Source organism: Nostoc sp. PA-18-2419 (assembly GCF_005869855.1).
In the GTDB taxonomy this organism is placed as follows: domain Bacteria; phylum Cyanobacteriota; class Cyanobacteriia; order Cyanobacteriales; family Nostocaceae; genus Nostoc.
Window position 1 is genome coordinate 40,998 of record NZ_SZNH01000005.1, and the last position, 26,037, is coordinate 67,034.

Sequence of the window (26,037 nt, forward strand, 5' to 3'; positions counted from 1 at the left end):
GTAGGATATTTTTTATTTATCAGTCCTAATCAAGATGCTTGTTTGTGACCTAATTTTAAGAAAATAGTTTCTAAATCTTCTTGTATGCAGTGAAAATCAGTCAAAGGAATGCCTGTTTGAATCAGCGATCGCAATAATTGGGCAGATTCTTCCTGTGTACCTGAAAAATTTACCCGTATGCTGTTTTTTCCTGGTATCACCTCCCACTCTTTTACTAAAGGATAATGCTTCAACTCACTCAAAAGTACTTCTATTTTCCCCAAAGTAGATAACACAATTTGCTGGTGTGAAAGACGTTGGTAAAGTTGCTGTAGCGAAGTACTTTCTACTAAAAAACCAAGTTCCATAATTCCCACAGAAGTACACAATTGTGCTAAATCACTGAGAACGTGGGAGGAAATTAAGATTGTCATCCCAGCTTCTCGTAAAGCCTTGATGATTTCACGGAAATGCATTCTTGCAATCGGGTCAAGACCAGAAACAGGCTCATCTAGTAATAGTAAAATCGGTTCGTGGATAATGGTTCGTGCTAAACTCAAACGCTGTTTCATCCCCCGTGACAGGGTAGAAATCTGACTGTGGCGTTTGTTACCAAGTTGGATTAACTCTAAAACTTCATGCAGCCGTTGGGTGCGGCGCGGTTCCCGCAAGCGATATAAACGCGCAAAATAATCTAAGTAGTCCCAGACTGTCAAATCCTCATACAGCGGATAGTCATCAGGTAAGTAGCCAAGACGACGCTTGAGCTTAGGGTTACTCTTGTCACGTAACAGGCGATCGCCATTAATATAAATCTCGCCTGTAGTTGGTTCCTCAGCAGTCGCCAACATCCGGATCAGAGTCGTTTTACCTGCGCCATTTGGCCCAATGAGTCCATATACTTCACCCGCCTGGATTTCTAAATCAACGTCATTGACAGCAACGTATCGGTCAAATTGTTTAGTTAGTCCACGGGTATAAATTGCTAATTCTTTTACCATCGCTGCGGGGGGTACGGCTCGTGATTAACAGTTAAGCTAACCTGTTTCTCCAGTATTTGTCAGGCTGGTTTCGGAAATTGAAACTAAGTTTATGTAAAGTCACTTTGTGTGATGACACTATTCATTAAAGTTTTAAATAATTAAATAATATTTATTAACTTTTACTAGCGGGAATACTAAGGCTAGAAATGTCTAAGTCTTCTGAGTTAATCAGGTGAAAGCTGTATGAATCTTGAATTGATTATAAATATGCCTATTATCTTCAGTGATTCCTTTTATTAAAGTTTGGAATAGGTCATAACTTAGCAAAAAGGTTGGCAATTCGTGACAATTCCCAAACTTTCAGAAATTAAATCAGAAAGGGTGAGTAAAATTTCTCACCCTTTCTGATTTGTTTATTCGCTCATCACAGAAGCACAGGCTTGAGCTTCCTGCCAAAGTTTGTGCAAAAAGAATTCAACGCGATCGCTCATTGTAGTGACAAATACACCTATAGCATCCTCAGAACCATTTGAGAGCCAAGAACCCCGCAAGGTGATTTCTACATATTCGCTATCGCAGACACACAGAGCAATAATTTCTCTGTCATCTCTTTTCACCTCAGCCTTCAGCACTTCTACTCCTGGTAAATCAACAGGAAGCAAAAAGGAAGCTGTACTGGGTTCAACGCTCAGAGTTTGTCCAACTCGTAGTGCCAAAATTACTCGTTGCGCTACCCATTCTTCTAGTGACTGAGTGATAAATTCTAAGTAAAAACTGTTTTCAGTGTAAGTTAATTTCAGCATTCCTTATGCTCTCCTGTTATTCCAGGTTTGCTTGCACATTTATTCAAAACTGTTCAGCCTGTAAATCGCGGTATCAGATAATCTAGCGTTAGATGTTTGCTGCTAACGCAATCTTGGCAACTGCGATCGTTTGCCAGCAATACTTCCCGCTAATTAACTCGTAGAACCTTCGACATCCATTACCAACTTGAGTAAGTGAATTTGCCATTTAATTTCCGTGGTAAAACCCAGTACTTGAGTTTTTTTTGTCACTAATAAAACAAGCACCCGCTTGATATTAATCTCACATAGTGGTAAAAAATTCTGATAAAACATCACTACGGATTGCTCTAACAGTTGCGTTGCAGTCGTCACAGCTTCACTCCTTATAAAAAACCCCCGCTTCTTGTTTGCCTGAAGCGGGGGTTGGAAATTGACCGAAAAATTTTCTGGTCTTATATCGGTACAGTATTCCTTCGCCTGTACCCCCCGCTTTCTTCATCTAGTTGTGGTTTTGCAATCAGCCCACTAATGCTCAGATATCTAAATTCATCATTACCCTCTGTGATTTGCCCATGATTTCGACTACTGTCGCCCATAAATAAATACTCCACTCCCACAGCAGCTGATTCCCAATCGGCTCGGCAATTGGTAGCGCATAAGGAAGTAGAGATGGGATAAATGGATTTCACAGAAAATTTCACCTATTGAACATTCCTTTAAACATACTACACTTGTATTACTATCCTGTCTATACCTCTAAGGAGAAAAGTCATGCATACAATCGCTCGCACCCCAACCACTGATATGGAAGTTACCAGCATCCGCCTAGAACGAGAACTCAAAGATAAACTCAAAGAAATTGCTGGTAATCAGGGATACCAAGCTTTGATCCGAGATATTCTTTGGAATTATGTTCAGCAAAAATCTGGTGAGTGGAAGCCGCGATTTTCCCGAGCGGATATTCGAGCTAGCATCGCCGCCACAGCTCAGCAAGAAGAACGCTGCGTACTCACAGGTCAACTCATTCAACCACAACAACCGATGTTGTTAGGACTAACGAGGAATGGCGATATGGTTCCTTTGAGTGTCGAGAGTTTGGCTGGATAGTCTTATATCCAGGCGAATGCAGCTCGGTTATTATGACTAAATGATCGGGCTGCATTCAAAATTTAGTTTTATTTTCTATAGTGAGTAAAATTAATTGTTAAAAATTATAACTTTTTTTAGTTTAATAAATTTCATTTATATAAACAAAGTTGGTAATAGATAACTGCCAATGGCTAAATAATTTCTTCTCAATACCAAACCCAAAAGCAAAACCTGCCTAATATCACTCAAATATCGAGAACTCTGCTTGATCGCTTTGAAAAAACGAAGTGCGGCTTTCTCCTCCTTACGTGTTCTTGGAGGTTAGCACTTTAGATACCATCCTCTAAAAAGCACTGTGGTCTAGATTCCACTTGGCTTTATTCACCATCAGGTATTGGGATAGGTTTTAAGCCTAATATTTTTCCAGCTTCGCTTTGCTATATCTATTTGAAACTAACACAACATCAAAAGATAGCTTGTTAAGTATACTACCAAAGAAACAAATATTACAAAATATGTAAAATTAATTCAGTGGTTTTACGGCTAAAAATCTTGACATTACGCCTTGATTCCAGAGAAATTACGGTTTATGTATACTTACAGACAAGATATTCTAAGTCAAAGTTAGATAATCTTATCAATATAAAGAAACTAAAAATAATTTGAGCCAAGGATTTTAGATATCCTAAGTATCTCAGTATCCATGTAGCAATTTGCTTAATATATTTGGAAACTTGGCCATCTGACATAGAAAAGGGCTATAACAGGTGAGAGAAAGTATTCATCCAAAATTTGTCAATGATCGAGGTGTAGCAACACAACTAACGGTGAACAATATGCCAAAAGGTTGGGTGCAAAAACAATCGATTTATTATCCAAGGGCGTGCCAACAATGAAAAAGCCTTTATCGTCGCCGCCACAGTACTTAAATGACGTAGATCGACTACAACCTTACCAAGTCAAGGTGATGCAGCATCAGGAAGAACCAGCCCTCCAGTTGGTACAAAAGATTAATCAAATAATTGCCAATAGCTCGTCGGCGACGCAATTGATGCTGCAAGATATTGCCCGATTGCTAGGAGTTACTTTTGAAGTGGATTGTTGCTGCTTGGTTTCAGTAACAGGTGAGATTTCCGACGAACCAACTACTACTAATTGGTGTGCTGATGAGTATTTAGGGTTACCACACCCAGAAGAGATATTTTCGATGGAACAGTTGCTTATGCACTCCCCAGTGCTGCAATGTGCTGCTGAGCCATTGACTATTGAAGACATTTCTATCATTCAAAACAGTCTGGTAATTGGCTGTCAATATCTGCCACTACCGATAAAAGCAGTTTTAGCAATTCCTACCCGATTTGGTGGTAATAACAATGGGGTGATTTGTCTGATTAAATTCCAACCCTATGATTGGAGTGAATTAGAAAAACAACTGCTCAAACAGGTGGAATCGTCTTGCGCGATCGCTTTTTCTCGAGTTGCACAAGTGCAGCTAATTGCCGAACAACAGCAGTACTTGCAAAAGAGCAACCAGCATCAAAGCTTAATCAAGCAATTAACTATATTAAGTCGCAGTAACTTGGAGCTCAATCAAATGCTCCAATTAGTTATCACCTCTACTGCTGAATCTTTACAGGCAGATCGTGGTTTGCTAATACTGTTGAAATATACAGATCCACTATTTAGGACTCAACCGAAAAAACAAATTCCCAAAGCCAAAGGTACGGTGGTTGGTGAATGGGCAAAGTCAACAAAAAATTGCCGCACCAGTAAACCAGATATCTTAGATCAGTCTTTTTTGCTTTCTGAGTGTGGTTTATGCCAGCGTGCATTCATAGATTCTGGAAAACCAGTAATTTTTGATGATTATACAGCCCAAAACGATAGCTTCTCTGCTGCTGGATTATTTGCGCTAGAGGAATTACCTGCGGTACTGTTAATGCCATTAGAAAGTCAAGGTAAAATCTTAGGATTTTTGGTATTACAGCAATCTCTTGCTCGCAGTTGGCAACCAGCAGAATTAAATCTTGTGGAAATGGTTTGTGCTCAAGTGAGTAACGCCATTATTCAGTCACAGACATTGCGTCAAGTACAAACTTTGGTAGATGAGCGAACAGCAAAACTACAGAGCAGTTTGGAACTCCAAGCAAAATTGCATGAAAGAACCCGGCAATATGTTGAGCAGTTGCGACAACTTAACGAACTCAAAGATGAATTTTTGAGTAATATGAGCGATCGCTTACGCTACCCCCTGACAAACATGCTAATGTCAATTCGTAACTTACGTTTGCCAGGAATAGCACCAGAACGTCAGGTTAGATATCTAGATATCTTAGAGCAGGAATGTACCAAAGAAATTAACTTAATCAATGACCTGCTGACACTCCAGAAACTAGAGTCACCTMACGAAGCTCCGCAATTAGAAACTATAGATTTAAATACCAGAATCCACCATATAGCAGCATCTTTTGAGAAAAAACTTGCTGAGAAGGGATTAAACATTTCTTTAGAGTTGCCACAAGAGTCGCTAAAACTGCAAACTGAACTAGAAAGTTTTGACCGCATTCTCCAAGAATTGCTTACCAATGCCTGTAAATACTCAGATCATGATAGCAAAGTTCACCTACACGCCTTTCATCAAGTTGATCAACAAATTGATCGAGTTATCATAAAAGTGACGAACATTGGACGTGCCATCTCCCAAGAAGAAGCGACCTACATCTTTGACAAGTTCCGTCGCGGAAAGGGACGCTGGACTCCTGGAACGGGCTTGGGACTTGCTTTAGTTAAGTCTTTAGTGCAGCATCTTAATGGGGCGATCATCGTTGAAAGTCAACCAATCCCTGATTTTCAACAGAGCGAAATTTGCTTCATGCTGACTCTACCCCAATTTTCCTCAGAAAGTGAACCATAATTCTATAAAGTGACTCAAGAACCTAACACAACACAGAACTTTGATTTCGAGTTTTCCACTGATGAGATCAACTTAGAAGCTGATTTGGCTGCTGATGCAGTTGCTTTGTTGGCTAAAGTTGAAGTTCAAATTCAAAAATTAGCACAGCGACATCGGCAAATCAGTGCTAAAGTCAAAATTCCCCGCCCAATGGAACAAATCTGGCAGGTTATAACAGATTATGAGGCCTTGGCTGACTTTATTCCTAACCTTGCTAAAAGTCGTTTGATCGAGCATCCTGGTGGTGGTATTCGACTCGAGCAAATAGGTTCCCAGCGCTTACTAAATTTCAACTTTTGTGCGCGGGTAGTTCTGGATCTTGAAGAATACTTCCCAAAAAAAATTAATTTTCGCATGGTAGAAGGAGATTTTAAAGATTTCTCGGGTAGCTGGTGCTTAGAGCCTTACTTCGTTGGCGATCTGATAGGAACTAATCTCTGCTACACAATTCAAGTTTGGCCTAAACTCACTATGCCCGTGTCAATCATTGAAAATCGTCTGAGTAAAGATTTGAGATTAAATCTTCTGGCTATTTACCAACGTGTAGAAGGATTAGCCAACAAAAAATTTGATTGACTAGATACTGTTCAAAGTCACTCCTGAACGATAGTTTTTACGATGAGCTTTTGCCAAACAGCGCTTTTATACTTTAATTTTTTAGTACCCCCAGGGGAATTCGAATCCCCGTTACCTCCGTGAAAGGGAGGTGTCCTAGGCCTCTAGACGATGGGGGCGTAAGACTCAGACCTTTTATAAGGTAACGAATTTCCTTAACAATGTCAACAGTTTTTGCCAAAGAAACTTGGTGGCAGCTAAACTGGGTGGAGGCAAAAGTTTAAAGAGGATACACAAGACATGGATAGACAAAAACAAGTCTGTAGGTGCTTGTGCAGTTTTAGGCAGGGTGCCTTAACGTCTGGCGCTGTTATTTTTAGTGGATGGTTAAATAGAAAAAACGTAAAATTCTGGAAAGGAGAAAGGGTATGATGTTGTACCCTGTAGAGTTAGTAATCTACGGTTTTTTACAAAAGATTTTGAAATAAATAGCTCAAAATCTCGAACATGGAAGCATCTTTTGAAATCACCCTCCAGATGGCGATCGCTGTCTTTGCAGGCATTAGCGCCCAAGTGCTGGCTGCATACTTTCGAGTACCCAGCATCGTTTTGTTGTTGCTATTGGGCATCCTGTTTGGCTCTGATGGCATAGGACTGTTGCACCCTCATTTGCTAGGCACTGGGCTAGAAGTTATTGTCGCCCTAGCAACGGCAATAATTTTATTTGAAGGTGGACTCAATTTAGATCTGCGAGAGTTAGGTAGAGTTTCAGTCAGCTTACAATTGCTCGTCACTCTCGGAACCCTAATCACACTGCTTGGTGGGAGTATGGCTGCTCACTGGCTGGGTGAATTTCCTTGGAACATAGCTTTTCTCTATGCTTCTATAGTCGTGGTTACAGGCCCAACCGTGGTTGGGCCTCTGCTCAAACAAATCAATGTAGATCGGCAGGTAGCAACACTTTTGGAAGGGGAAGGGGTTTTAATTGACCCTGTAGGAGCAATTCTGGCTTTCGTTGTCCTCGATACGATTTTGAACGGCGATGCTGGCCCAATCAATGCGATCGTGGGTTTACTGATGCGGCTAGGTGTTGGTGCGGCAATAGGCGGCGCCGGCGGTTATCTGATGAGTTTGATTTTTAAACGCGCCAGTTTTCTGTCATTCGAGCTGAAAAACTTAGTTGTGCTGGCGATACTTTGGAGTCTGTTTACCTTATCGCAAATGATCCGCAGTGAATCAGGAGTAATGACAACAGTAGTTGCTGGAGCAGTGTTTGCCAACTCCTCAGTCCCAGAAGAACGTTTGTTAAGAAGCTTTAAGGGTCAGCTGACAATTCTTAGCGTTTCGGTACTGTTCATCCTATTAGCCGCTGACCTATCCATCGCCACTCTGTTTGCTTTGGGTTGGGGTAGTTTATTCACTGTTTTGGTATTAATGTTCGTCGTTCGCCCGATTAATATCCTGTTGTGTACCTGGAACAGTGACTTAAACTGGCGACAGAAATTGTTTTTAAGCTGGGTTGCTCCTAGAGGAATTGTTTCTGCCTCCGTTGCTTCTCTATTTGCGATTTTGTTAACACAGCGGGGTGTCAATGGCGGTGACTCCATTAAAGCTTTAGTCTTCTTGACAATTATCATGACTGTTGTCTGCCAAGGGCTAACGGCTGGCTGGGTTGCTAAATTCCTGGAAATTACCTCGAAAGACGCAACTGGGGTAGTGATTGTGGGTTGTAATCCCTTGAGTCTTTTAATTGCCCGGTTCTTTCAAGAGCGGGAAGAAAACGTAGTGATGATTGACACTGACCCCCAATGTCTTGTACAAGCCGAGGCACAAAATCTGCGCGTGATTGCTAGTAGTGGCTTGGATGCGGCTGTTTTGGAAGAAGCTGGACTTGCCTCTATGGGTACTTTTTTGGCGATGACAAATAATGGTGAGGTAAATTTCGTTTTAGCTCAACGAGCAGCTGAAGAGTTTAGTCCGCCTCGTGTGTTAGCAGTTTTTCCCCGCGATCCTCAAGCGAGTAGCTCAGCCCATAATAAAGTTAATCAAGCTTTTGTCCCAGACTTAGCCATTAAGACTTGGAATGAATATCTCAATGATGGGCGAGTCAAGTTGGGGACAACTACGCTCAATGAGTTGGAATTTTCCACTCAATATGATCGCATTCAAGAGAAAATTCGGACTGGGGTACTAATACCGCTATTGGTAGAACGAGAAGAACGCTTACAGGTAATACCAGCTAACCAAGAGTGGGAAATTGGTGATCGCATTATCTACCTATTGCATGACCCCAGACCTAGCCTTTTAAAACGTTTATCTGGCGCTACCCAATCCACTCCTCTATCTTTAGAAAAGTTACCAGAGGTAGAAGATTTACCCTTAGGTCAATTATCTGAGCTTTCCACTAGTGAAAGTGCTGGCAGATGAGGGAGATGGGGAGAATTTATAACTCAACACTCAACACTCAGCACTCTGTTGCCATTCCTGCCAGACTAAAGCAGATAAATGCACTACGGACAGAATTACTGTCGTCATCGCAATCAGATAAGTGTGTATCGTGTAAAGGTGTTCGATAGTAACTGTGCTAATCGCTCCACCACCTGTGAGGATGTCGCGCAGTTGCCCACCGATTAAAGGAATCGCTTCGATAGTTCCTAGCTCGATGCTAAAACGCCAATATCCTTCTTGAGTCCAGTCTAAGATCATCGCTGTCCAATCTAGCCCGATCGCACTCAAGGTAAACAAAATCCCACTAATCCAAGCTGTCAGCCAACTCTTGCGAAATTGTCGACTCAAGAACATGACTACTATTTGAATCAAAGCGATGGCAATTAGCCCGTTACCAGCAACATCATGCGCTCTCCGAAACAACCACCCGTATGGCAGTTGGGTATTAATCATCTTTAAGGAGTTATAAGCACCGCCTGCTGTCGGTTCGTAGTAAAAAGAAAGCAAAACTCCGCTAGAAACGTAAATTAAGCACAGAGTCAGAATTACAACTGATAATATCGTTGCTACTCGTCGCAAAATCCTATCGAACTGGGTGCTTTGCATGGCTCACCCCTCCTGTTCTTAAGTAGGTATTTATTCTTACTACTATTCTAGCGAATAAATTTTAATATATTTTGCTTTTCTTATATAAAAATAAAGTTTTTTAAATTAAATATTGCACCCAAGCTTTTAAGGGTTCTGGTGAGCCGTACCAAATGCCAGGACTTCTAGGAGAATGCTTCACACCTGGAATCACAATATTTTCTGCACCTTCCAACTGAGCTGCCTCAATAGGCGTGATTCCATCTCCCCAAGTGTTACCTTTACCACAAGTTAATTGGTAACTACTGTAAGCTAACCAGCTACCGCGCCGTCTTTGTCCAAAGATAGTTTTGCCTGCTACGCATACGTAACGAACGTTTTTGTAAAAAGCTCCGGGATAGTTTTTGGTAACAAAATCCAAGTTCGAGCGTGTCCAGCGTTCTTGGCTAATGTGGGGTGTGCCCAAGGTGATCAAAGTAGCAACCAAGGGATGGGCTTGCCAAAGAGATGGTTTGAGATTGCCGCGTGCTAAATAGGGTTTTTCTCCCATATAGATACGCGATATCCAACCTCCAGCTGAGTGACCAATCAAGTTAATTTGATTAGGGTGATATTGCTGCAATATCTTCTGGACTGTGCCATCAAGTTGTTGCAAAATCGGCGTTACAGATCTTCCCCCAATCGTGGGCAGCCAGTCACGTCGTCGTAGTGGTACTGTGACGGTGGGAAAACCTAACTGCTGTAGAGATTGTTCTAGTTGGCGGTAAGCGATCGCGCTTTCTAAATATCCAGGCACAATAACTGTCGGTAGCGGCATTTGAAATTTTGTTTGGCTACAAGGATTGAAGGTTTGAAATTTTTTAATCAATAATGATTAGAAGTTAGAAGCTCAAATTACCATTGTCTTACTTCCTCATTCCTAAGAACAAAACCCAAATACCTAATAGATGAGTTTAAAAGCTAGAATGTCAATAAAATAGTACAATTTACAACAGTTTTGGCAGGGACTGATGTGGTACTATTTTGATAAAGGGCGTAGTCTATCAAGAGTTAGTGTGCCATTTGTTACGGAATCTTGGTTGACTGAAAAACAGGAGAAAAAGTCATGCTACCTAAGCAAATGTTGCAATCTAGTCAGACTTGTAAGATATCTCAAACTTGATAAATATCTGAGATATTACTTTCAATTGTGGTCTTATAACAATAAAAAATAAAAATACTAATTGTTCAAATATCATCTTGAGTAAACAAAACTGGAAGAAATGATACAGCATTTAAGAAATAAAAAAGTTGAGTAAATCACAACCCGAGCATTTGAACTGCCAGTAGAGGAAGTTATTATTTCCTTAGAGGCACGCATCTGTTGAAAATCTAGTCTGAAAAAGAAAATTGTTAATCAACTGCAATTGAGTCGAGTGAACGATAACCGCTATGTCTTACGTCTCCCTGCTGAAAAACATACCAGAAATCATTAGCCAACCGATTGGGATAGCAGCTTTAGCCTCTGTTGGTATCCACGGTGCGATCGCCATGATTGTACCATTGATGCCCATAGACTCTACCAAGCCCCAACAGACGGCATCATCAAAAACAGTCGGACTTTTAGAATTGAGCCAAGCCGACCAAAGCCGTCTGCCGCAAAGCACGCCCCAAGTTGGTTTACAACAATTACCGCCAATAGCGCCACTTTCTCCACCGAATTTTACCGCCCAGACTGTATTACCTTCATTGGGATCACCGCCATCAAGTCAGCTAGTACTCCCTCCCCTACCTCCATCCGCAAATAACTATCGGGTTTCCTCAATGCCGACAAGACAGTCTTTGCGGACGATTCCTAGTTATAATATGGGATTTGACGCTTCTAAATTTGACAGTTCTAAATTCAATAACAGCCCAAAATTCTCGCCATCAGTTCCTCAAGTTCCTCAAGTTCCTCGTTTGACTGAGAATGATCGCAAATACGAAGCACTTAAACCGCTACCTGTAAATAGGTTGCCACAATTGCAGTCGCAGAACATACCTGATGACATTCTCCAAAATGCCCAATCTCAGAACCTTTCTGATACTGCCCCGATTACAACAGCACAGGTAAATCCAACTCCCCAAATAACGCAACCTAGTGATGATGCGTCTAAAGTTGCTCAAAATCCGCCGATCAATTCTATAAGACAAACTCCAAGCGGGAATATTTTAATCGGAACTAGAGTCAATAACCCTCAGTCAAGCGATTTATCGCCCAAAGGAACTCAACAGGCAATAGCTCAACTGGATTCTTACAATGCTTTAAGAAAAGAAGTCCAGCAACAATACCCCAACGCCCAACAAAAACCAGTTATTCGACAAACACTAGCCACAGAAAAGCCGAATCTGGAAGGAGCTGTTTTGGGCATGTTAGTGGTAGATCCCGATGGCAAGGTGTTAGATATCAAGTTCCAAGACAAGTTACTCTCGCCAGAATTGCGAACAGAAGCAAGGGAATACTTTAGCAAACAATCCCCCAAGGGAGATAAAAAAATTAGTTCTTATCCGTTTAATCTAGTTTTCCAAAATAATACAATTGGAGCTAGTCAACAGCAAAAGCCATTCCCTTTATTGGCTCCAGGAGTTAATAGCAATCAGCTGACACCATTGCCAGCATCTACTTCTAAGCCATTATCAGAAGCGCCAATCAGAAATAGTCAGCCTGCGTCCTTACCCGCAAATACTCTCAAACCATTAATTGTGCCAGGAGCCAATAGGAACTCACCCACTAGAGGTACTGCACAACCATCATCCCCGCTGCAAATCCCAAATAATCAGTCCTTGCCCACAGGTACTCTTAAACCATTAGTTGTACCAAAATTCAATAGCAATCAACCTCAGACCTTACCAGCAGCTACTTCTAAACCATCATCCGAGATACTGATTAGAAACAACCAACTCGCACCTTCACCAGCAGCTAGTACTTCTGAACCGTTATCATTGCCAAGAGTTAATAAAAATCAGCCCACATCTACTCTTAAATCAGAGCAACAATTACTACAGCAGTTGCGCCAAGTGAAGGAAAACAGACAGAATTCTAATGCACAATAATAGTCACTGACTATTAAAAAGTAAAAAGATAAAATAAAAAGTAAAAAAGAATCTCTATAAATTAATGTGTCTGAGGAATCTTTTTTATTCTTTGTTTTGTCTTTTTACTTTTATTTATCTTTGACATCAAAAGTAGAAATTAGCGAGAAGTCTTAGATATTAGAAACTCAGTTGAGAAATCTAGCGCTTATTGACTAAGGTGATTAGCTTTTAGCTTCTTTACCAACCTTGTTCTGCATTCTGAAAAACGTAAGCAGCTACCTCTAGAATTTCCTGAGGGCTTAACTTGTCTTTAAAGGCAGGCATAGCATTTTTACCATTCTGCACTTGGTAGATAATCGCCTGAATTGAGTCGAGGTCATAATTTTTTAGGTACTTTGACAATGCTTCCTTTTTCAAGGTTTTCTCGCTAATCAGGATGTTACCGCCACCGATATGGCAAGAAGCACAGTTAGCCTCAAAAATTTTAATCCCATTGGATGTTTCGGCAGCTAATGCTGGGGGAATGAGTGTTAATTTGAATATGGCGATCGCTAAGAGCAAAATTAATAAAAGTATTCTCAAGAGAATTTCCTCGCAATAAGCCTCCAGAAAGAGTATAAACGCGATTAATCACTGATTAAAGTCAGATTCGATCAAAATTGGCGGTAACGAGTTTCCCCTCCGTTGCGACATAGTCCTTAATGTCGTAGGTAGGCAGATAACTCGTTACCGCCATTATCCATTGTGTGGGTCACTCTGAGAGTGTGGCGTGTTGCTTACAAGCTGATTTCATTGAGAAAAACTGAAAAAATCATCTAGTCTCAACGACGATGTTTTTAGCTTTGGACAGTGATTGTACCAACCATCCCAGCACCACGGTGAGGTTCGCAGTAGAAAGTATAGTCACCAGCTGGTGCATCTGCGGGGAAAGTGGTTGTTACCTTTTGACCAGGACTCATCAACTGTTTCTTGTGAGACAGAGATGTTGCTAATTCCTTACTGCTGGATGGGTTTTTCGCAGGATCAAAGACAACATTATGAGGGGGAACTTTGTTGTTCACCCATTCAATTGTGTCACCTGGCTTAATTGTCAACTTTTTCGGTTCAAATGCCAGCATTCCTTTATCGGTACCAAGTTTTACCTTGTATGTTTCAGCCGCAGCGCTGGGAGTAAAAACAGCGAAACTGCTAACAACTAAAAGGATTGTCAACACAGCTAAACTTAGGCGTCGCCAGCTTGCCGAAATAAATTTCATGACTCTCTCCTAACAAAGATTTTTTTTCCTTTCTCATTTTAAATAAAATCAACGCCAAATATGACAATATGTCATAGATAGAATTTTTTTTAAGAATGGGCGGAAAATTATAACAAAAAGCTGTGCCCTCAATCAGTCATAAATACTAGACTGCTATAGCCTAAAAAACTCTGTAAATGAAGGGTAAATGCTAAAATCAAAAATTTTTATGTTTTTTGGATGAAAACAGGGGACTGAGGATTGGGGACTGGGGAGTTAGGAGAAAAGAATAGTCGGCTTTGTCTAACTTATCCCTTCAATACCCAATACTCTATGCCCTCCAATACCCAATACCCAATCCCCAAGGACTCAACACTAAGTACTAATTCAGGGATTTAGTAATAGATTTTTCCGCCTCCCCACTTAGTGCCAACAACTTTGGGTTGCACAAGAATATGACCAGCGATCGCTACTAAATCATCATCCGTCAGATTTCGCATTTCTGTGAAAATATCTGCACTCTTAGTGCTGGGATGTAATTCGGAAATTTCCTCTACCCCGTCGTAAGTAGTGGGATTTTTCATGTAATCCACCAAACCTTCGATGTTATTACGGTTTGGTGTTGCTAATGCCAGAGCTTCTGGTTCTAGTCCCACGTTTTGGTTAGTCTTGGTAACGCCACCAACATGACATTGGGCACAAGCGTAAGCAAATAAGCGTTTGCCTTCTTTGACTTGTTTGAGGCTAAGTACGGTAGTATCACCTTGATCGTTTAATGCCACTGTCCGGGTAGTTTTGTCCAGTTCCACTGCTGTCGCGTTACCGACAATCAACCCAAACGTGAGTAAAACAGTAGCCACAACAACGCCAATTAGTCTTCTAAACATGTTTCCCCTTAAAGATTTTGACGCTCAACACAGCTAATAAAACGATGCTCAATCTCCATATCCCAAGCCGGAAATAGCCCTTGAGGTGACTTCGGTATCACCCACCGAGTCCCCAACCTTTCTGGCGTATTTCAGACGATATTCGGAAAATAATTGCCTTTGCATCCTCTAACGCCAAACGGCTCTTTTGGTGTTTGTCGGCAATTAAGAGTTGGTTATCGAGAGAAAACAATTTTTCTACAGTCATGCTGTAGTCGGCTGCTATCTCTGCGATTGATAGGTTTGCAAAACCCATAATGCTTGTTAACTGATAGATAGAGATTGAGTCGCTGTAATACCAATATCACGTTAGGAGTGCAATTTGTTGCCCAAAATACGGTTTGGGGGATGGGGCGTGGGGAAATGAGCAGATGGGGCAATAGCGAGGCAAGGGGCAGGGAGTAGGCAGTAGAGGGCAAAAAAGTAATTTTTCGTTCTCCTCCTGGCGCCCCTACTTTCTCCCAATGCCCCATACCTAATTTATTGCTCAGAAGGTTTAAGTCTATCCCGCCAGGATGACTGTCGCGATTGAACCTCTGAGCTTGAAATTTAAAGTTTGATATAGCACTTGCCAGCTATGTTAATACATAACCTCATGGTCAAACCCCGACACTGAGAAACTTTCAAGCCTGTTGCTTAGTATTGACAGTTAACCTTTTCCCCCGGTAAAAGTGACACTTTGAATGAAGTAGCGGTTAAAAAAGGCATAAATACTTAAAGCTGGCAGGGTAAATATCATAGAAGCTGCCATAATGTAGTTCCAATAGCTGATATATTGACCTTTAAAGGTATTTAGCCCCAAAGGTAAGGTAAACATTTCTGGGTCAAATAGGATAACTATAGGCAGCAAGAAATTATTCCAACTTCCCATAAATACAAAAACTGCCTGGGCTGCTAGTGCTGGTTTTGCCAAAGGTAAGACAATATAGCGGAAAATTCCAAAGGAATTTAAGCCATCGAGTTGGCCTGCTTGCTCTAATTCTTGAGGAAAATTAACGAAAAACTGCCGCATCATGAAGATGAAGGTAGCATTGACCATACTGKGGACAATCATCCCTTGATAGGAATTCAGCCAGCCGATCGCTTTTAAAATTAAAAATGTCGGAATTAAAGTAATTTGCCCTGGTACTGCCAGTACTGCCAAAATTAGCAAGAACCAAAAGTGTTTGCCGACAAAGCGCAGTCTGGCTAAGGCATAACCCGCCATTGAATTTAACAACAAGTTTAAAATAGTGACACTGACGGCAATCACCACGCTGTTAAACAGCCAACGCCAAAATAAAGGTTCTTGTAAAAAGATTTGTCTGTAGTTGTCGAGAGTAAAATTTTTTGGGAAAAAATTGGGTTCACTGCTGACAATTTCTGTTAGCGGCTTAAATGATGCTGAAAGTGCCCAGAGGAAGGGAATGAGGGTAATCAGGGCATATAGTGTCAGCAAAATATACAACAACACTTTCAGCCAGGATGAGCCAGAGATGTTAGTCAAATCCGTTCACCTCCAAAAAGCCGCCGCCCAATTAAAGTGATGGTAATAATTACTGCTGTTAATAAAAAGGCGATCGCCGCAGCATATCCCATCTGTAAATTACGAAATACAGCTTGGTAAATTAGTAACACCATAGTTAAGGTAGCGTTATTTGGCCCACCAGTACCGCTAGAGAAAATGTAAGACTGGTCAAATAATTGAAAAGTGCCAATCACTCCCATTGTTACTACAAAGAAAGTTACAGGCTTGAGCAAAGGAATAGTAATGTAAATAAATTGCTGCCATCCATTTGCGCCATCGAGTTCAGCGGCTTCATACACTGTTTGAGGGATATCCTGCAACGCCGCCAGGTAAATCACCATGAAAAACGGCGCTGTTGACCAAATGTTCATAATCATAATGCCTTTGAGGGCAACTGCTGGGTCACCCAACCAGTTATAAGTAGGTAGCCCTACAGAAGCCAGAAAATCGTTTAGTAACCCATCGGTGTTATAAATCCACATGAAAATCAGCGTCAGCACTGCTGAAGAAGTAACTGTTGGTAAAAAGTAGAGAATGCGCCACCAGTTTTTACCGCGAATCCCAGAATTGAGAGTTACCGCCAAAATTAAAGCCAGAACAGTTTGAGTTGGCACAACAACGGCTACATATTGTGCAGTATTTCTCAAAGCAATCCAAACCCGTTCATCTTCAACCAATCGCGTGAAGTTCCGAAAACCAATGAACTCATACTGAATACCGCCTAAAAGTTGAACTTTTTGTAGGGAAAGAAAAACGGCACAGAGAATGGGTAAGACTACAAAAGTTCCTAAAACTAAAATGGTAGGCGTCATGAATATATACCCAGCCAAATCTTCTGTAATGTTCCACCTGGGGTTACTTTGCCGCCTGTTGATTTCAAACACTATTGCACCTCCGATTTATCCCACACTAATCCGACTGTAGCGATGAGTGGTGGATGATTATTTTTGGTATTTCTATAAAAATATTTAGCTTCATTAAATGAGTCTTTATGTTTGCAAATCGTAGACATAAGCTTGCCAACAGACATCGTTTGCGTGAGTTAGCTGGATATATAACTTAGAGAACTATATATTTAGTTTCCTTGGGAATGCTAATTAACCCTACTCAAGCAATAGGATACAAAATGACATATACAGCCTACTTGCGTTCGATTAAAAATGAACTCCAAAGAACTGGTAAAACCAAAAAAAGCCTACGAGTCAAAACTATCATAGAACAGTTAGGCTACCAGCGTAGAAGCCAATCATTCCTAAATGATTTTCAGACTGCTCTTGATGAATTGGGGCTTTGTGCAAATCCGATATTAGATTTGCATATTCCATTAGATACAAAAATAGCTATTTCTATTAAAGGTGTAAAACCAATTAGCGAAATAGCTAACTCTCAATTAATTTCAGCCAAACTAAGAGACAAGATTTCAGTTAAGCATTATTTTTTCTACTACTTATTTGATTTTGGATCTGAACAAGAATATGAACGATTCCAAGCCTGTTTAGATTCTCACCAACCAGTGGGTACATTTTTGATTCCCTAAGTAGATGATTTCTTCTGTGATATTGTTGTCAAAATCTTTAATTATGAATTAATTAGAAAATATCAGTATAGTTGTAGTAATAGTATACCCAAAAATGCCTAGAGGAAAATTACTACCAGTATTACCTCAGACGAAGATTGTGAAAATGAGCAAGAAAATTCTATTTCTGATGCTAATATTTTTCAGTTCTCTGGCTCAACGATGACCAGCATTATCTTAGGTAATACTGGTTTAGAATTACTTGATTCTGAAAAATTTGACCAGCAGTTTGAACAGATATCGTTATATGCCAATAAATATAATTCTGAACAGTTTTTTATTTTATTTMATTGTCCATCGCTATTAGAAATTCAAGCTCATCAACAAGAAGATGCTTTAGGATACTTGGTAGATAGAGTTGTCCAGAAAATTCCTTTTACTTTTACTCTCAAGTGTAAATATCCAAATGAAGCCTCTATCAAATATAAAGAAGAAGTCTATGACCATTTCCGTTGACTGCTGGAACTTCCCTATTATCAAATAGAGGAAAATGATGCATCTTTACGGAATTATTTTCTCGAATTACAAAAGGCTCAAATCCAAGCTGAATCACAGTTATTGCTGAAAATGAAAGCCGCTCATTTTTATACACTAAAGTGGCAGCAGGAAAGTAAAGAATATATCTATCTTAAGTATTTTGCTATTAAAACCTTGGAAGGTCTAGGATATGATTTATCTCATATCGGCTGTGAAGTAGAGTTGACTTCAAAAGATGAAGAAACAATAGATGAAGATATTTCAGATGATGAAGAATACCAATTCGAATGGGGATTTGATTAATAGCTGAATAAAAATGGCGTAGGCGTAGCCTGTCGTAGACATCGCTCTTTTTGGCAATGTTAGAAAATAACTGAAGAATATGGTATATTTTAATATTTGCAAGCTGCTACTAAGAAGTATAGAGTTAATGGCGATCGCCTATATTTCAATTTGTCTATTTTTCTAGAAAAACATAAATGTAATCAGGTTATTTTGAATCAAGACTATCAAAAGATTCATCACCTCTTGAAAAAATAGAGTTTGATTCGTGATGAGATGCAGCAGTGGAAATAAAGTCACGCGGATCGTAGCCTATATCACAAATAAAACAGAATGAACGCATAATATTAAATGTTTCTAATACCGATTGCTCTAGCATTAGGTTAACTGGTATTAGTAATGTATTTACATCATCACAAAACCTTTTATATTCTTGGCGGAAATAGCTATCATTATATGGGTGTTGATAGTTAGCCAAATATTTGGTTAAAAAGTTTTTAAACGTCTTATTTGTTTCTGCTTCCTTTTGTGTTTCTAGTTCCTCTATATGAATCTTTAGTTGGTCGAATACACTACGCATAATGTCTGGATATCTACCTGACATTGCTAGGAATGAGATAACCACGGTAATTAAATCCTGATTTTCTTTTGCCTGAATCTGTTGATTAGAGCGAAACCAAATAATTTTAATTAGCTTGTAAACATTCACTAGTCGTTTAAGAGATCTGGGTGATAAGTCAATGTATTTACAACATTTAAGTACAATATTAAACTCTGTTTTAGAGAATTTAATCGCCTGTGGTGGTAATGAGTCTGGTTCATCTTCTGGAATAGATGGGTTTATTATATTTTGAGATTGTCCATTTTTCATTCCAGAATTTCTACTATCCGGGGTATCATCATATGATGGTCGACTTTCCCTAGGCTCAACCTGATTTTCAGGAACCTCATCTTCAAAATCTATTTGCATTTGCTTGCGTAAATAGCCTTCTAAAGCTGATGATTCTATAGGTTTTACTTGATAAGGAATCTGAATAATTTTTTCAATGTAGTGCATACCCGAAGGTTCACCATTGCGGTTTAAAATTCCTGCGTAAACTTTCTCTAAAGCTCGTGTAATATAGCGTACATTTATCGCTAGTACTGCGACAAATAGAGGTGTTTTTACTAGAAGTTGGACTGCTTCTAGCACTTCTACTACCCGTTCAGGTGGACAGCGGTCTAGGTCATCAATATAAAGTACAACCCGCACTGGCCCTCTAGGGAAAATAGGTTTAAGTTTTTCTACTTTTTTAATATATCTCTCACAATTTGTTTTAGATGGGAGTGATAGTTGTTGAGATAAATTTGCTAAATCACTTTTCACTTGCTGCATCAAACCCAAACGCTTGCCATATAATCCCTTCTCCAATTGGGCATTCACAAAATCCCCAAATGATAAATCTTTAATGGTAGTTAAGCGTTGGCGTTGTTCTTCAACTTTAACTTTGAGTTGCCTAATCCTTTCTTCAGCTTGCTTTATTTCTGGATTGTTCAATTTATCTTTAATTTTTTGTTCTCTAAGTTCCTCTAATCTTTTTCTATATCTATCAAAGCTATTTTCTAGTAGTTCATACCAATTTCGTAATGTTTTTAATAAACTTTGCGCTGTAACAATAGCTGGAACAAGAGATGCAAACGCAGCTGTTAGCTTAGAAACTAAATTGTCTGTAATTGTGATTTTGGAAAGTAGAATAGGAGCTAAAATTGAGAGTAGAGTAAATAAAAAACAGGCGAAAATGAGCTTCCAGTTTGTCTGTGCCCATTTTGTTAAACTATGAACACTAATTAATTGGGTTAATTTAATTTTCTCAATTTTAGATTTTATCCAATCAATATTGTCATAATCTATCTCTATTTGATTTACATATTTTTTTCGTAATTGGTCTTGAAAATCATCAAATTTTGTCCCTAATAACTTCTTCAATTCTTCTTCAACAGGTTTGAGAGCATCATCTTTATAAGTCTGTTCAGTAACTTGTTTTTTAATTTGGTTCTTTGTTTTTTCTAATTCTACCTGCTCATGATTGAGAATATTCTCTTTTGCTATTAAATCTTTTTGTTCTTTTTCTTTTATATTGTCTAAAGTTTGAAAAAGTTGATCTTCTAACTCAGCCTTAGATAAAGTTTCATCCCATTTTCGCTGTGCAACCTTTTTTGTAATCAAAGACTGTCTCTCTTCATCTGACATATCATTCAATACTTCCCAAATTTGTCCTCCATTTAAAGGATCAACTCCTGCATCTTTTAATTGTTTTTCTAGCGTTAGTTGGCGGTTTAATTCAAAGAAAATGGTTTCCATCAAACTTGCCCACAAGTTTGACTTGGCATAAGTCCAAGCATCGAACTTAATTTGGTAGATGTGTCCTACGTAGTGAAAAAGCTCATTACCATTAGAATCAGTTTGTTTGTCCCATGCTTTATCTGGATTCACAGCTAAACTGCGAATTTCGTTCATTTTTTGCTGCATGAGATGCATGACAAAAGATTTACCGCTACCCCAGCCACCCAGAATACCAACAGCTAGAGGTGGTTCAACATCACGCATTAATAAAACCTCGGCTAAAGCATGAACCTCGGTTTGAATGTTGAGCAGATCTTGTCCTTGAGCTAAGTCATTGTATGGTCTTTGAGCTAGATAATTTTGTGGAAATAGGCGACGCGCCGCTTCCACGGCTGCGGTAACAGGAGCTTGTTGCTGAGCTACTATCGTGATCGTTTGAATTTTTTGGGTTTCAACTTTTTTATTTATTAGCGCTTTTTGTATAGCTTCCAGTACAGTAACAGCGACTTCTGAAGCATCAAGGCGATTAACTTCAGCACCGATTAGAGGAATAACTAAACGAGTCAGTCCTTTTTTGGCAGCCATTTGAATAACTGTCTCAGCAGCGATAAAAGCATTGTCAACAGTACGTTCAGGTTCCACTGTTGTAAATACGAGAAAGCGCTCAGTTACATCTTTGTTAGGTAGGGGGGGCAGTAACTTGACAATCTCAGATGGTAAAGGAACTAGCAGTGGTATATTGGGTGCGATTCTATCCAGATTTTGTGACTTTTTAGCACTTTCTACTCTCTTTTCTAGGAGTGATTCGTAGGTTTGAGATCCTAAGTATTCGATACACGCTTGTGCAAAGCTCCCCCCAAAATCTGCTGTGGGGCTTGCTGGAATCACAAAAGTGTCACACGGCAGTTCCCAAGGTTTATCTGTTTTAAATATGTAAATCCTGGTGTTGCCTTGCTTTTTAAGGAGAATTGGCTTACTTTCGCCCGTTGAACTAGCTGGATAGATCATAAATATGCACGATGCTCATTTTCGACACGATTCAAAAATTCGTCTAAGACTTGTAAGAATCTTTCTGTCTCTTCGAGATGAGGCATGTGCGAACTGTTTTCAAACAGTAMCCATTCAGAACCAGAAATACCCCGGTGAACTGTTTCAACACAAGTAGGCGTCACCTCATCATAGCGACCTGAAAGCAGCAGTGTCGGCACAATAATTTCACTCAGACGCTCTTGAATATTCCACCCGATGATTTTGCCTGCACCCCGAAACTCTGTACCAACTTTGCTGTAAGCTCTAGTTAAGCTACTGGGCCAAGGATCTAATCGGCAAAGAAAAGAGTGATTGAACACTTCCATTGCTTGTTTATATTCGGGGTCTTGAGTTGTACCCTCAGCTTCATGCTTACGAATGACCTGTTGTACTTCAATTGGCAGCTCATTCATGAGGCTATAAGCTTCAGTCACAAATTGTTGAATATTGCAAGGTGTATTAGCTAAAACGAGACTGACTAACCCAGTTGATTGAGAAAGAGCATGTTCCAGCGCCAAACAACCACCCCATGATTGCCCAAAAAGATGAATCTGCTTTAAATCTAGAGCGCTGCGGACGGCAACGAGTTCTTCTTTGAACAAATCAACAGAATATAAGCTGTGGTCTGTGGGACGATCGCTATTACCGCATCCTAATTGATCGTAAAAAATAACTTGCCTTCCCGTTGCCGCCAACGCTTCTAATGGTTCTAAGTAGTCGTGGGGTACTCCTGGGCCTCCGTGAAGACACAGCAACGGTAGCTTTTTAGCATCTTCTTGGTTTGGTTTGACAATCCGATACCATACCTGATGACCGCGAAATGAGATAAAACCTTCAAAGGCAGAATTTGTAGTCATGAAGTGTGTGTTTTATTGCTGACACAAATATACCCTTGATGTAGTATGTAGCGATCGCCTTTTTGACTAGCGATCGCTCTTTCCTAAATCAGTCCATCGCCTTTATTTGCTGATTAGCTGCGTTTTCTGCCCCTAACATCGCCTGTTTTAATGGTTGTTGCCCCAATAAGGCGCTGACAAACTGATTATCAAAATTATTCATAATTGCCCCTGGATATTGACCTACCTGCCACAGTGTGGCAGAATCAACGCCTGCCACGAATGGCGATCGCAATGGGTCTTGGTCATAGCCCAAATTTTTTGCCACTGATTTACGTGTTGGCAAAGCAAACCCTGTCCCTGTCCACTTCTGCATTCCTTCTTTACCGGTGAGATAAGAAATCAACTCCCAAGCTTCGGCTTTGTGCTGTGCCTGCTTGTTCATCACGTAGGCAACGGTCAACAGCATTGTACCTTTTTTATTATTAATCGTAGGCACTGGTGCAGTAGCAAACTCTACTTCGGGAAAGGTTTGAGTTAAGTAAGGAATTGCCCAGTTACCTTCAATCACCATTGCCACTTTACTCTGACCAAACATTTCACTACCTGAGTTTGTCCCCACATCAGATTTTTGGGCAGAGGAACGGTCTTTTTGATACTGGTCTATTACCAACTGTAAACCCTGCAAACTTGCATCATCAGCAAAGGTAGCGTAACCATTTTGGTCAACAAGTTGTCCACCAAAAGCTTTGATTTTGTAAGCCTGACGCACCAATTCCGGGATTTCTCCAAAGCCGTATTTATTAAGTTTGCCTGTCAATTGCTTAGAGTAGGTGCGTAGTTCATCCCAAGTCGCTGGAGGATTACTCAAGCCCACGGCAGCAAAAGCTTTTTTGTTATAAAACAGGGCAAGGGTGGAATAGTCTTTAGGAAGACCATAAATATGGTTCTGATATTTGAAGCTGTTAAGTAAGCTACCCTCGAAGTCCACTAGGTCAAATTCGGGAGTAATGTAGCCTTCTAGGGGTTCAAGAACATTTTGACTCATTAAAAAAGGAGCTTCCAGCGACTCCAGATAAAAGACATCAGGCGCTGCTTCTCCAACCAAACGAGTTTTAATTACATCCATGTATTGGTCAGAAATCGCTTCATATTTGACTTTAATATTTGGATGCCGTGCTTCAAAGTCTTGCAGTACCTGGCTCAAGAGCTTTTGTTCAACAATAGAGCCTCCCCAACCACTGAGTTTAATGGTAACTGCGGTAGATGCTGAGTGCTTGCTTGGTAATTGTAAAGTGTCACAAGCAATAAAAGCGATCGCCACTGCAATCGCTACTCCTAAAAAATTTAATAACTTGCTTTTAATCACTGACAAATAAAGGGGATTGGGAATTAGGGATTAGAGACTGGGAATTAGACACAGAGATATTTTTTATTGGCTGTGCCTTAATCGGGTCTAGAACTTTTCCACTAAGTAAATCATATTCAATACTCGGCGACGAGCCTTTAATACTCTTTAATGAGTCTTTGATACTCGGTAACGAGCCTTTAATACTCGGCGACGAGTCTTTAATAGTCGGCGACGAGCCTTTAATACTCTTTAATGAGTCTTTGATACTCGGTAACGAGCCTTTAATACTCGTTAATCAACCTCATAACTTCGCTTCCATTGACAAATAAAAAAATATCCCACTGTTCACAGTCAACCGTCAACAGTCATCAGTCACCAACTTCAAACGGAATATGCTAATCTCGCATCAAACTTTTTATCTTTACTTGTATCATATATAACTTATAAGTAATAAATATCTTTGTTTTAAGACTTTTTTTATACTTTTTGTTGAAAAACGAAGTTAAGATGATGAAGAATTATTAACAATATCGACAAAAGCATACTGAATTACTTGAAAACTGGATTGATGCAGGATGCTTCACCGATAAACAAAGATTATGGATTTTGTTCAAGTTGAAATATCTGCGCCTCTGAATCTGGAAATTGCCCAGGTCACTACACCGCAAATAGCGGTTTCTCAAACTTCTCGCATTCCCAAGGATGATATTCGCAGAAGTTTAAGAGCTTCCACAGTAGATTCTGTCTTAGCAGCTGTTTATGCCATTGGTACTAGTGGGATTTTGCTTGGCAATCTATTGGTGGAGTTAGATGCTAGTCCAGTAATATTTGGGATGTTGTCCTCTATCCCTATGCTGGTGAATGTGATTCAGCCGTTGGGTGCTTACTTGTCAGAAAGTAGCACTAGCCGCTTTCGCTATGCACTACGGACACACGGAATTGCTCGCCTATTGTGGTTGGTTTTAGTAATTGCGATTGCAGGCGTAAGTTGGGGAGTGTTGAATAGTGAGCAGTTAGTGATATTAACACTCTTAGTTCTTTTATTGAGCCATCTTTTAGCAGGACTAGGAGCCGCATCATGGCTAASTTGGCTGGCAATGATAGTTCCCCGACAATTACGAGGCAGGTATTTTGGGATACGCAATAGTGCTGCTAGCCTCACAAGTTTGATTTGCGTACCAATAGCTGGTTTAGCTATATCCCATTGGTATGGAGGAGTTATCCAAGGCTATGGAATAGTTCTGTTATTAAGTATGATTTTTGGGCTTCTGGGGCTAGGATGCCAGTATTTTCAAGTGGATATGAATCCGCGATCGCAAAACACTTATGTTGGCAAGTTACCTCAAAAAAATGAGATTCAGCCAGATGTTACAGAAAACGAGCATTTTATTAGTGTATCTGAATTAGATTGTCAACCATATGTACCTACTCTACAAAACCAATTAGCTAAAAGCATTTGGAAAAACTCTAACTTTTTGCGATTTATAGTGTATCTCAGCTTATGGACACTTGCTGTTAACCTCAGCAGTCCTTTTTTTAACCTCTACATGTTAGACACGCTGGATTTAGATGTCAGCTATGTGACTATCTACAATAGTCTTCAGGCGGGGGCAAATTTGCTGATGCTTATTCTGTGGGGAAAATTAGCAGACAAAATCGGCAATCGTCCCATCCTAATTTATATTGGGATTTTGGTTGCAGCCACACCACTGCTGTGGCTAGGGATTGGGTTTAATCACTTTGATGTCTGGTTGTGGTTACCACTATTACACATCTTAGGTGGAGGTACTTGGGCGGCGATTGACTTGTGCAGTAATAACATTCAATTGGCGATCGCACCAACTCAAAATCAGTCTATTTATTTTGCAATCGCAGCTGCCGTTGCTGGAGTGAGTGGTGCTTTGGGCATAACCATAGGCAGTCTGATCGTGCAATTTAATCAGTCTGGAGGCTTACTAGGGTTGTTCGCCTTCTCTAGTTTATTTCGATTAGCGGCGCTTGTTCCACTTATGTTTATCCAAGACCCAGACAGAGGATGAGGAGAATTAATCTAACGTGAATTTG

General features: G+C 40.1%; 24 protein-coding genes and 1 tRNA gene. 9 read left to right on the plus strand and 16 right to left on the minus strand.

Translation table 11 applies throughout. The annotated features are described in order from the left end of the window. Window positions 1–29 precede the first annotated feature (29 nt). From FCR06_RS07100 to FCR06_RS07115, 4 genes are all read right to left on the minus strand, one after another. Window positions 30–980 (minus strand): ABC transporter ATP-binding protein, encoded by a 951-nt coding sequence (locus FCR06_RS07100; RefSeq protein ID WP_138498142.1) that lies wholly within the window; start codon window positions 978–980, stop codon window positions 30–32. A 395-nt stretch (window positions 981–1,375) separates the two neighbouring features. Next, window positions 1,376–1,765: an alr0857 family protein gene (locus FCR06_RS07105; RefSeq protein WP_138498143.1), complete on the minus strand. Its 390-nt coding sequence runs from the start codon at window positions 1,763–1,765 to the stop codon at window positions 1,376–1,378. A 153-nt stretch (window positions 1,766–1,918) separates the two neighbouring features. After that, complete coding sequence (locus FCR06_RS07110; protein WP_138498144.1) at window positions 1,919–2,119, minus strand: hypothetical protein; 201 nt, start codon at window positions 2,117–2,119, stop codon at window positions 1,919–1,921. Between the two features lie 80 nt (window positions 2,120–2,199). Continuing rightward, complete coding sequence (locus tag FCR06_RS07115) at window positions 2,200–2,448, minus strand: hypothetical protein (protein ID WP_138498145.1); 249 nt, start codon at window positions 2,446–2,448, stop codon at window positions 2,200–2,202. A gap of 70 nt (window positions 2,449–2,518) precedes the next feature. Here FCR06_RS07115 and FCR06_RS07120 point away from each other — a divergent pair, with 70 nt between their 5' ends. The 3 genes from FCR06_RS07120 to FCR06_RS07130 all read left to right on the plus strand — a co-directional run bounded on the left by FCR06_RS07120 (window position 2,519) and on the right by FCR06_RS07130 (window position 6,365). Next, complete coding sequence (locus tag FCR06_RS07120; RefSeq protein ID WP_069070862.1) at window positions 2,519–2,854, plus strand: hypothetical protein; 336 nt, start codon at window positions 2,519–2,521, stop codon at window positions 2,852–2,854. A gap of 874 nt (window positions 2,855–3,728) precedes the next feature. Then, on the plus strand, window positions 3,729–5,750 hold the full coding sequence (locus FCR06_RS07125) for a GAF domain-containing protein (protein WP_138498146.1): 2,022 nt from the start codon (window positions 3,729–3,731) through the stop codon (window positions 5,748–5,750). A 9-nt stretch (window positions 5,751–5,759) separates the two neighbouring features. Beyond that, a complete protein-coding gene (locus tag FCR06_RS07130; protein ID WP_138498147.1) occupies window positions 5,760–6,365 on the plus strand; it encodes an SRPBCC family protein in 606 nt (201 codons plus the stop codon). Window positions 6,366–6,450: 85 nt separating this feature from the next. On the opposite strand, the gene FCR06_RS07135 is transcribed toward FCR06_RS07130, so the two are convergent. Beyond that, a tRNA-Glu gene (locus FCR06_RS07135) sits at window positions 6,451–6,523 on the minus strand. Between the two features lie 328 nt (window positions 6,524–6,851). On the opposite strand from FCR06_RS07135, the gene FCR06_RS07140 reads away from it, so the two are divergent. Continuing rightward, window positions 6,852–8,771 (plus strand): cation:proton antiporter, encoded by a 1,920-nt coding sequence (locus tag FCR06_RS07140; RefSeq protein WP_138498148.1) that lies wholly within the window; start codon window positions 6,852–6,854, stop codon window positions 8,769–8,771. Window positions 8,772–8,801: 30 nt separating this feature from the next. On the opposite strand, the gene FCR06_RS07145 is transcribed toward FCR06_RS07140, so the two are convergent. Next, window positions 8,802–9,398, minus strand: coding sequence for a cytochrome b N-terminal domain-containing protein (locus FCR06_RS07145; protein WP_138498149.1), 597 nt, complete (start codon window positions 9,396–9,398; stop codon window positions 8,802–8,804). Between the two features lie 100 nt (window positions 9,399–9,498). Beyond that, window positions 9,499–10,194, minus strand: a complete 696-nt coding sequence (locus tag FCR06_RS07150) for an esterase/lipase family protein (RefSeq protein WP_138498150.1) — start codon at window positions 10,192–10,194, stop codon at window positions 9,499–9,501. Between the two features lie 614 nt (window positions 10,195–10,808). Here FCR06_RS07150 and FCR06_RS07155 point away from each other — a divergent pair. Further along, window positions 10,809–12,449, plus strand: a complete 1,641-nt coding sequence (locus FCR06_RS07155) for a hypothetical protein (RefSeq protein WP_138498151.1) — start codon at window positions 10,809–10,811, stop codon at window positions 12,447–12,449. A gap of 219 nt (window positions 12,450–12,668) precedes the next feature. On the opposite strand, the gene petJ is transcribed toward FCR06_RS07155, so the two are convergent. The 6 genes from petJ to FCR06_RS07185 all read right to left on the minus strand — a co-directional run bounded on the left by petJ (window position 12,669) and on the right by FCR06_RS07185 (window position 16,983). Next, window positions 12,669–13,013 carry a cytochrome c6 PetJ gene (petJ, locus tag FCR06_RS07160; RefSeq protein WP_138498152.1) on the minus strand — a complete coding sequence of 115 codons (345 nt, stop codon included), beginning with the start codon at window positions 13,011–13,013 and terminating at the stop codon, window positions 12,669–12,671. A gap of 254 nt (window positions 13,014–13,267) precedes the next feature. Then, window positions 13,268–13,687: a plastocyanin gene (petE, locus tag FCR06_RS07165; protein WP_138498153.1), complete on the minus strand. Its 420-nt coding sequence runs from the start codon at window positions 13,685–13,687 to the stop codon at window positions 13,268–13,270. Window positions 13,688–14,061: 374 nt separating this feature from the next. After that, window positions 14,062–14,553 carry a photosystem II cytochrome c-550 gene (psbV, locus tag FCR06_RS07170; RefSeq protein WP_138498154.1) on the minus strand — a complete coding sequence of 164 codons (492 nt, stop codon included), beginning with the start codon at window positions 14,551–14,553 and terminating at the stop codon, window positions 14,062–14,064. Window positions 14,554–14,650: 97 nt separating this feature from the next. Then, window positions 14,651–14,848: a hypothetical protein gene (locus FCR06_RS07175; protein ID WP_189523342.1), complete on the minus strand. Its 198-nt coding sequence runs from the start codon at window positions 14,846–14,848 to the stop codon at window positions 14,651–14,653. A 393-nt stretch (window positions 14,849–15,241) separates the two neighbouring features. Beyond that, window positions 15,242–16,078, minus strand: a complete 837-nt coding sequence (locus tag FCR06_RS07180; RefSeq protein WP_138498155.1) for a carbohydrate ABC transporter permease — start codon at window positions 16,076–16,078, stop codon at window positions 15,242–15,244. Continuing rightward, window positions 16,075–16,983, minus strand: a complete 909-nt coding sequence (locus tag FCR06_RS07185; protein WP_189523343.1) for a carbohydrate ABC transporter permease — start codon at window positions 16,981–16,983, stop codon at window positions 16,075–16,077. The genes FCR06_RS07180 and FCR06_RS07185 overlap by 4 nt, the downstream gene beginning before the upstream one ends. Window positions 16,984–17,225: 242 nt before the next feature. Between FCR06_RS07185 and FCR06_RS33405 the strand changes: the two genes are divergently transcribed. From FCR06_RS33405 to FCR06_RS33415, 3 genes are all read left to right on the plus strand, one after another. After that, window positions 17,226–17,636 carry a hypothetical protein gene (locus FCR06_RS33405; protein ID WP_223280062.1) on the plus strand — a complete coding sequence of 137 codons (411 nt, stop codon included), beginning with the start codon at window positions 17,226–17,228 and terminating at the stop codon, window positions 17,634–17,636. 201 nt (window positions 17,637–17,837) lie between these two features. After that, the gene (locus tag FCR06_RS33410; RefSeq protein WP_223280063.1) at window positions 17,838–18,131 is read left to right on the plus strand and encodes a hypothetical protein; all 294 of its coding nucleotides are present in this window, start codon (window positions 17,838–17,840) and stop codon (window positions 18,129–18,131) included. Between the two features lie 111 nt (window positions 18,132–18,242). Further along, entirely contained in the window at window positions 18,243–18,455 is a 213-nt protein-coding gene (locus FCR06_RS33415) for a hypothetical protein (RefSeq protein WP_223280064.1), read from the plus strand. Window positions 18,456–18,642: 187 nt separating this feature from the next. On the opposite strand, the gene FCR06_RS07195 is transcribed toward FCR06_RS33415, so the two are convergent. From FCR06_RS07195 to FCR06_RS07205, 3 genes are all read right to left on the minus strand, one after another. Further along, on the minus strand, window positions 18,643–21,765 hold the full coding sequence (locus tag FCR06_RS07195) for a P-loop NTPase fold protein (protein ID WP_138498157.1): 3,123 nt from the start codon (window positions 21,763–21,765) through the stop codon (window positions 18,643–18,645). Then, window positions 21,762–22,643, minus strand: a complete 882-nt coding sequence (locus tag FCR06_RS07200; protein WP_138498158.1) for a proline iminopeptidase-family hydrolase — start codon at window positions 22,641–22,643, stop codon at window positions 21,762–21,764. The genes FCR06_RS07195 and FCR06_RS07200 overlap by 4 nt, the downstream gene beginning before the upstream one ends. An 88-nt stretch (window positions 22,644–22,731) precedes the next feature. After that, on the minus strand, window positions 22,732–23,991 hold the full coding sequence (locus tag FCR06_RS07205) for an ABC transporter substrate-binding protein (RefSeq protein ID WP_411267987.1): 1,260 nt from the start codon (window positions 23,989–23,991) through the stop codon (window positions 22,732–22,734). 581 nt (window positions 23,992–24,572) lie between these two features. Here FCR06_RS07205 and FCR06_RS07215 point away from each other — a divergent pair. After that, window positions 24,573–26,012 (plus strand): MFS transporter, encoded by a 1,440-nt coding sequence (locus FCR06_RS07215; RefSeq protein WP_138498159.1) that lies wholly within the window; start codon window positions 24,573–24,575, stop codon window positions 26,010–26,012. Window positions 26,013–26,037 lie beyond the last annotated feature (25 nt).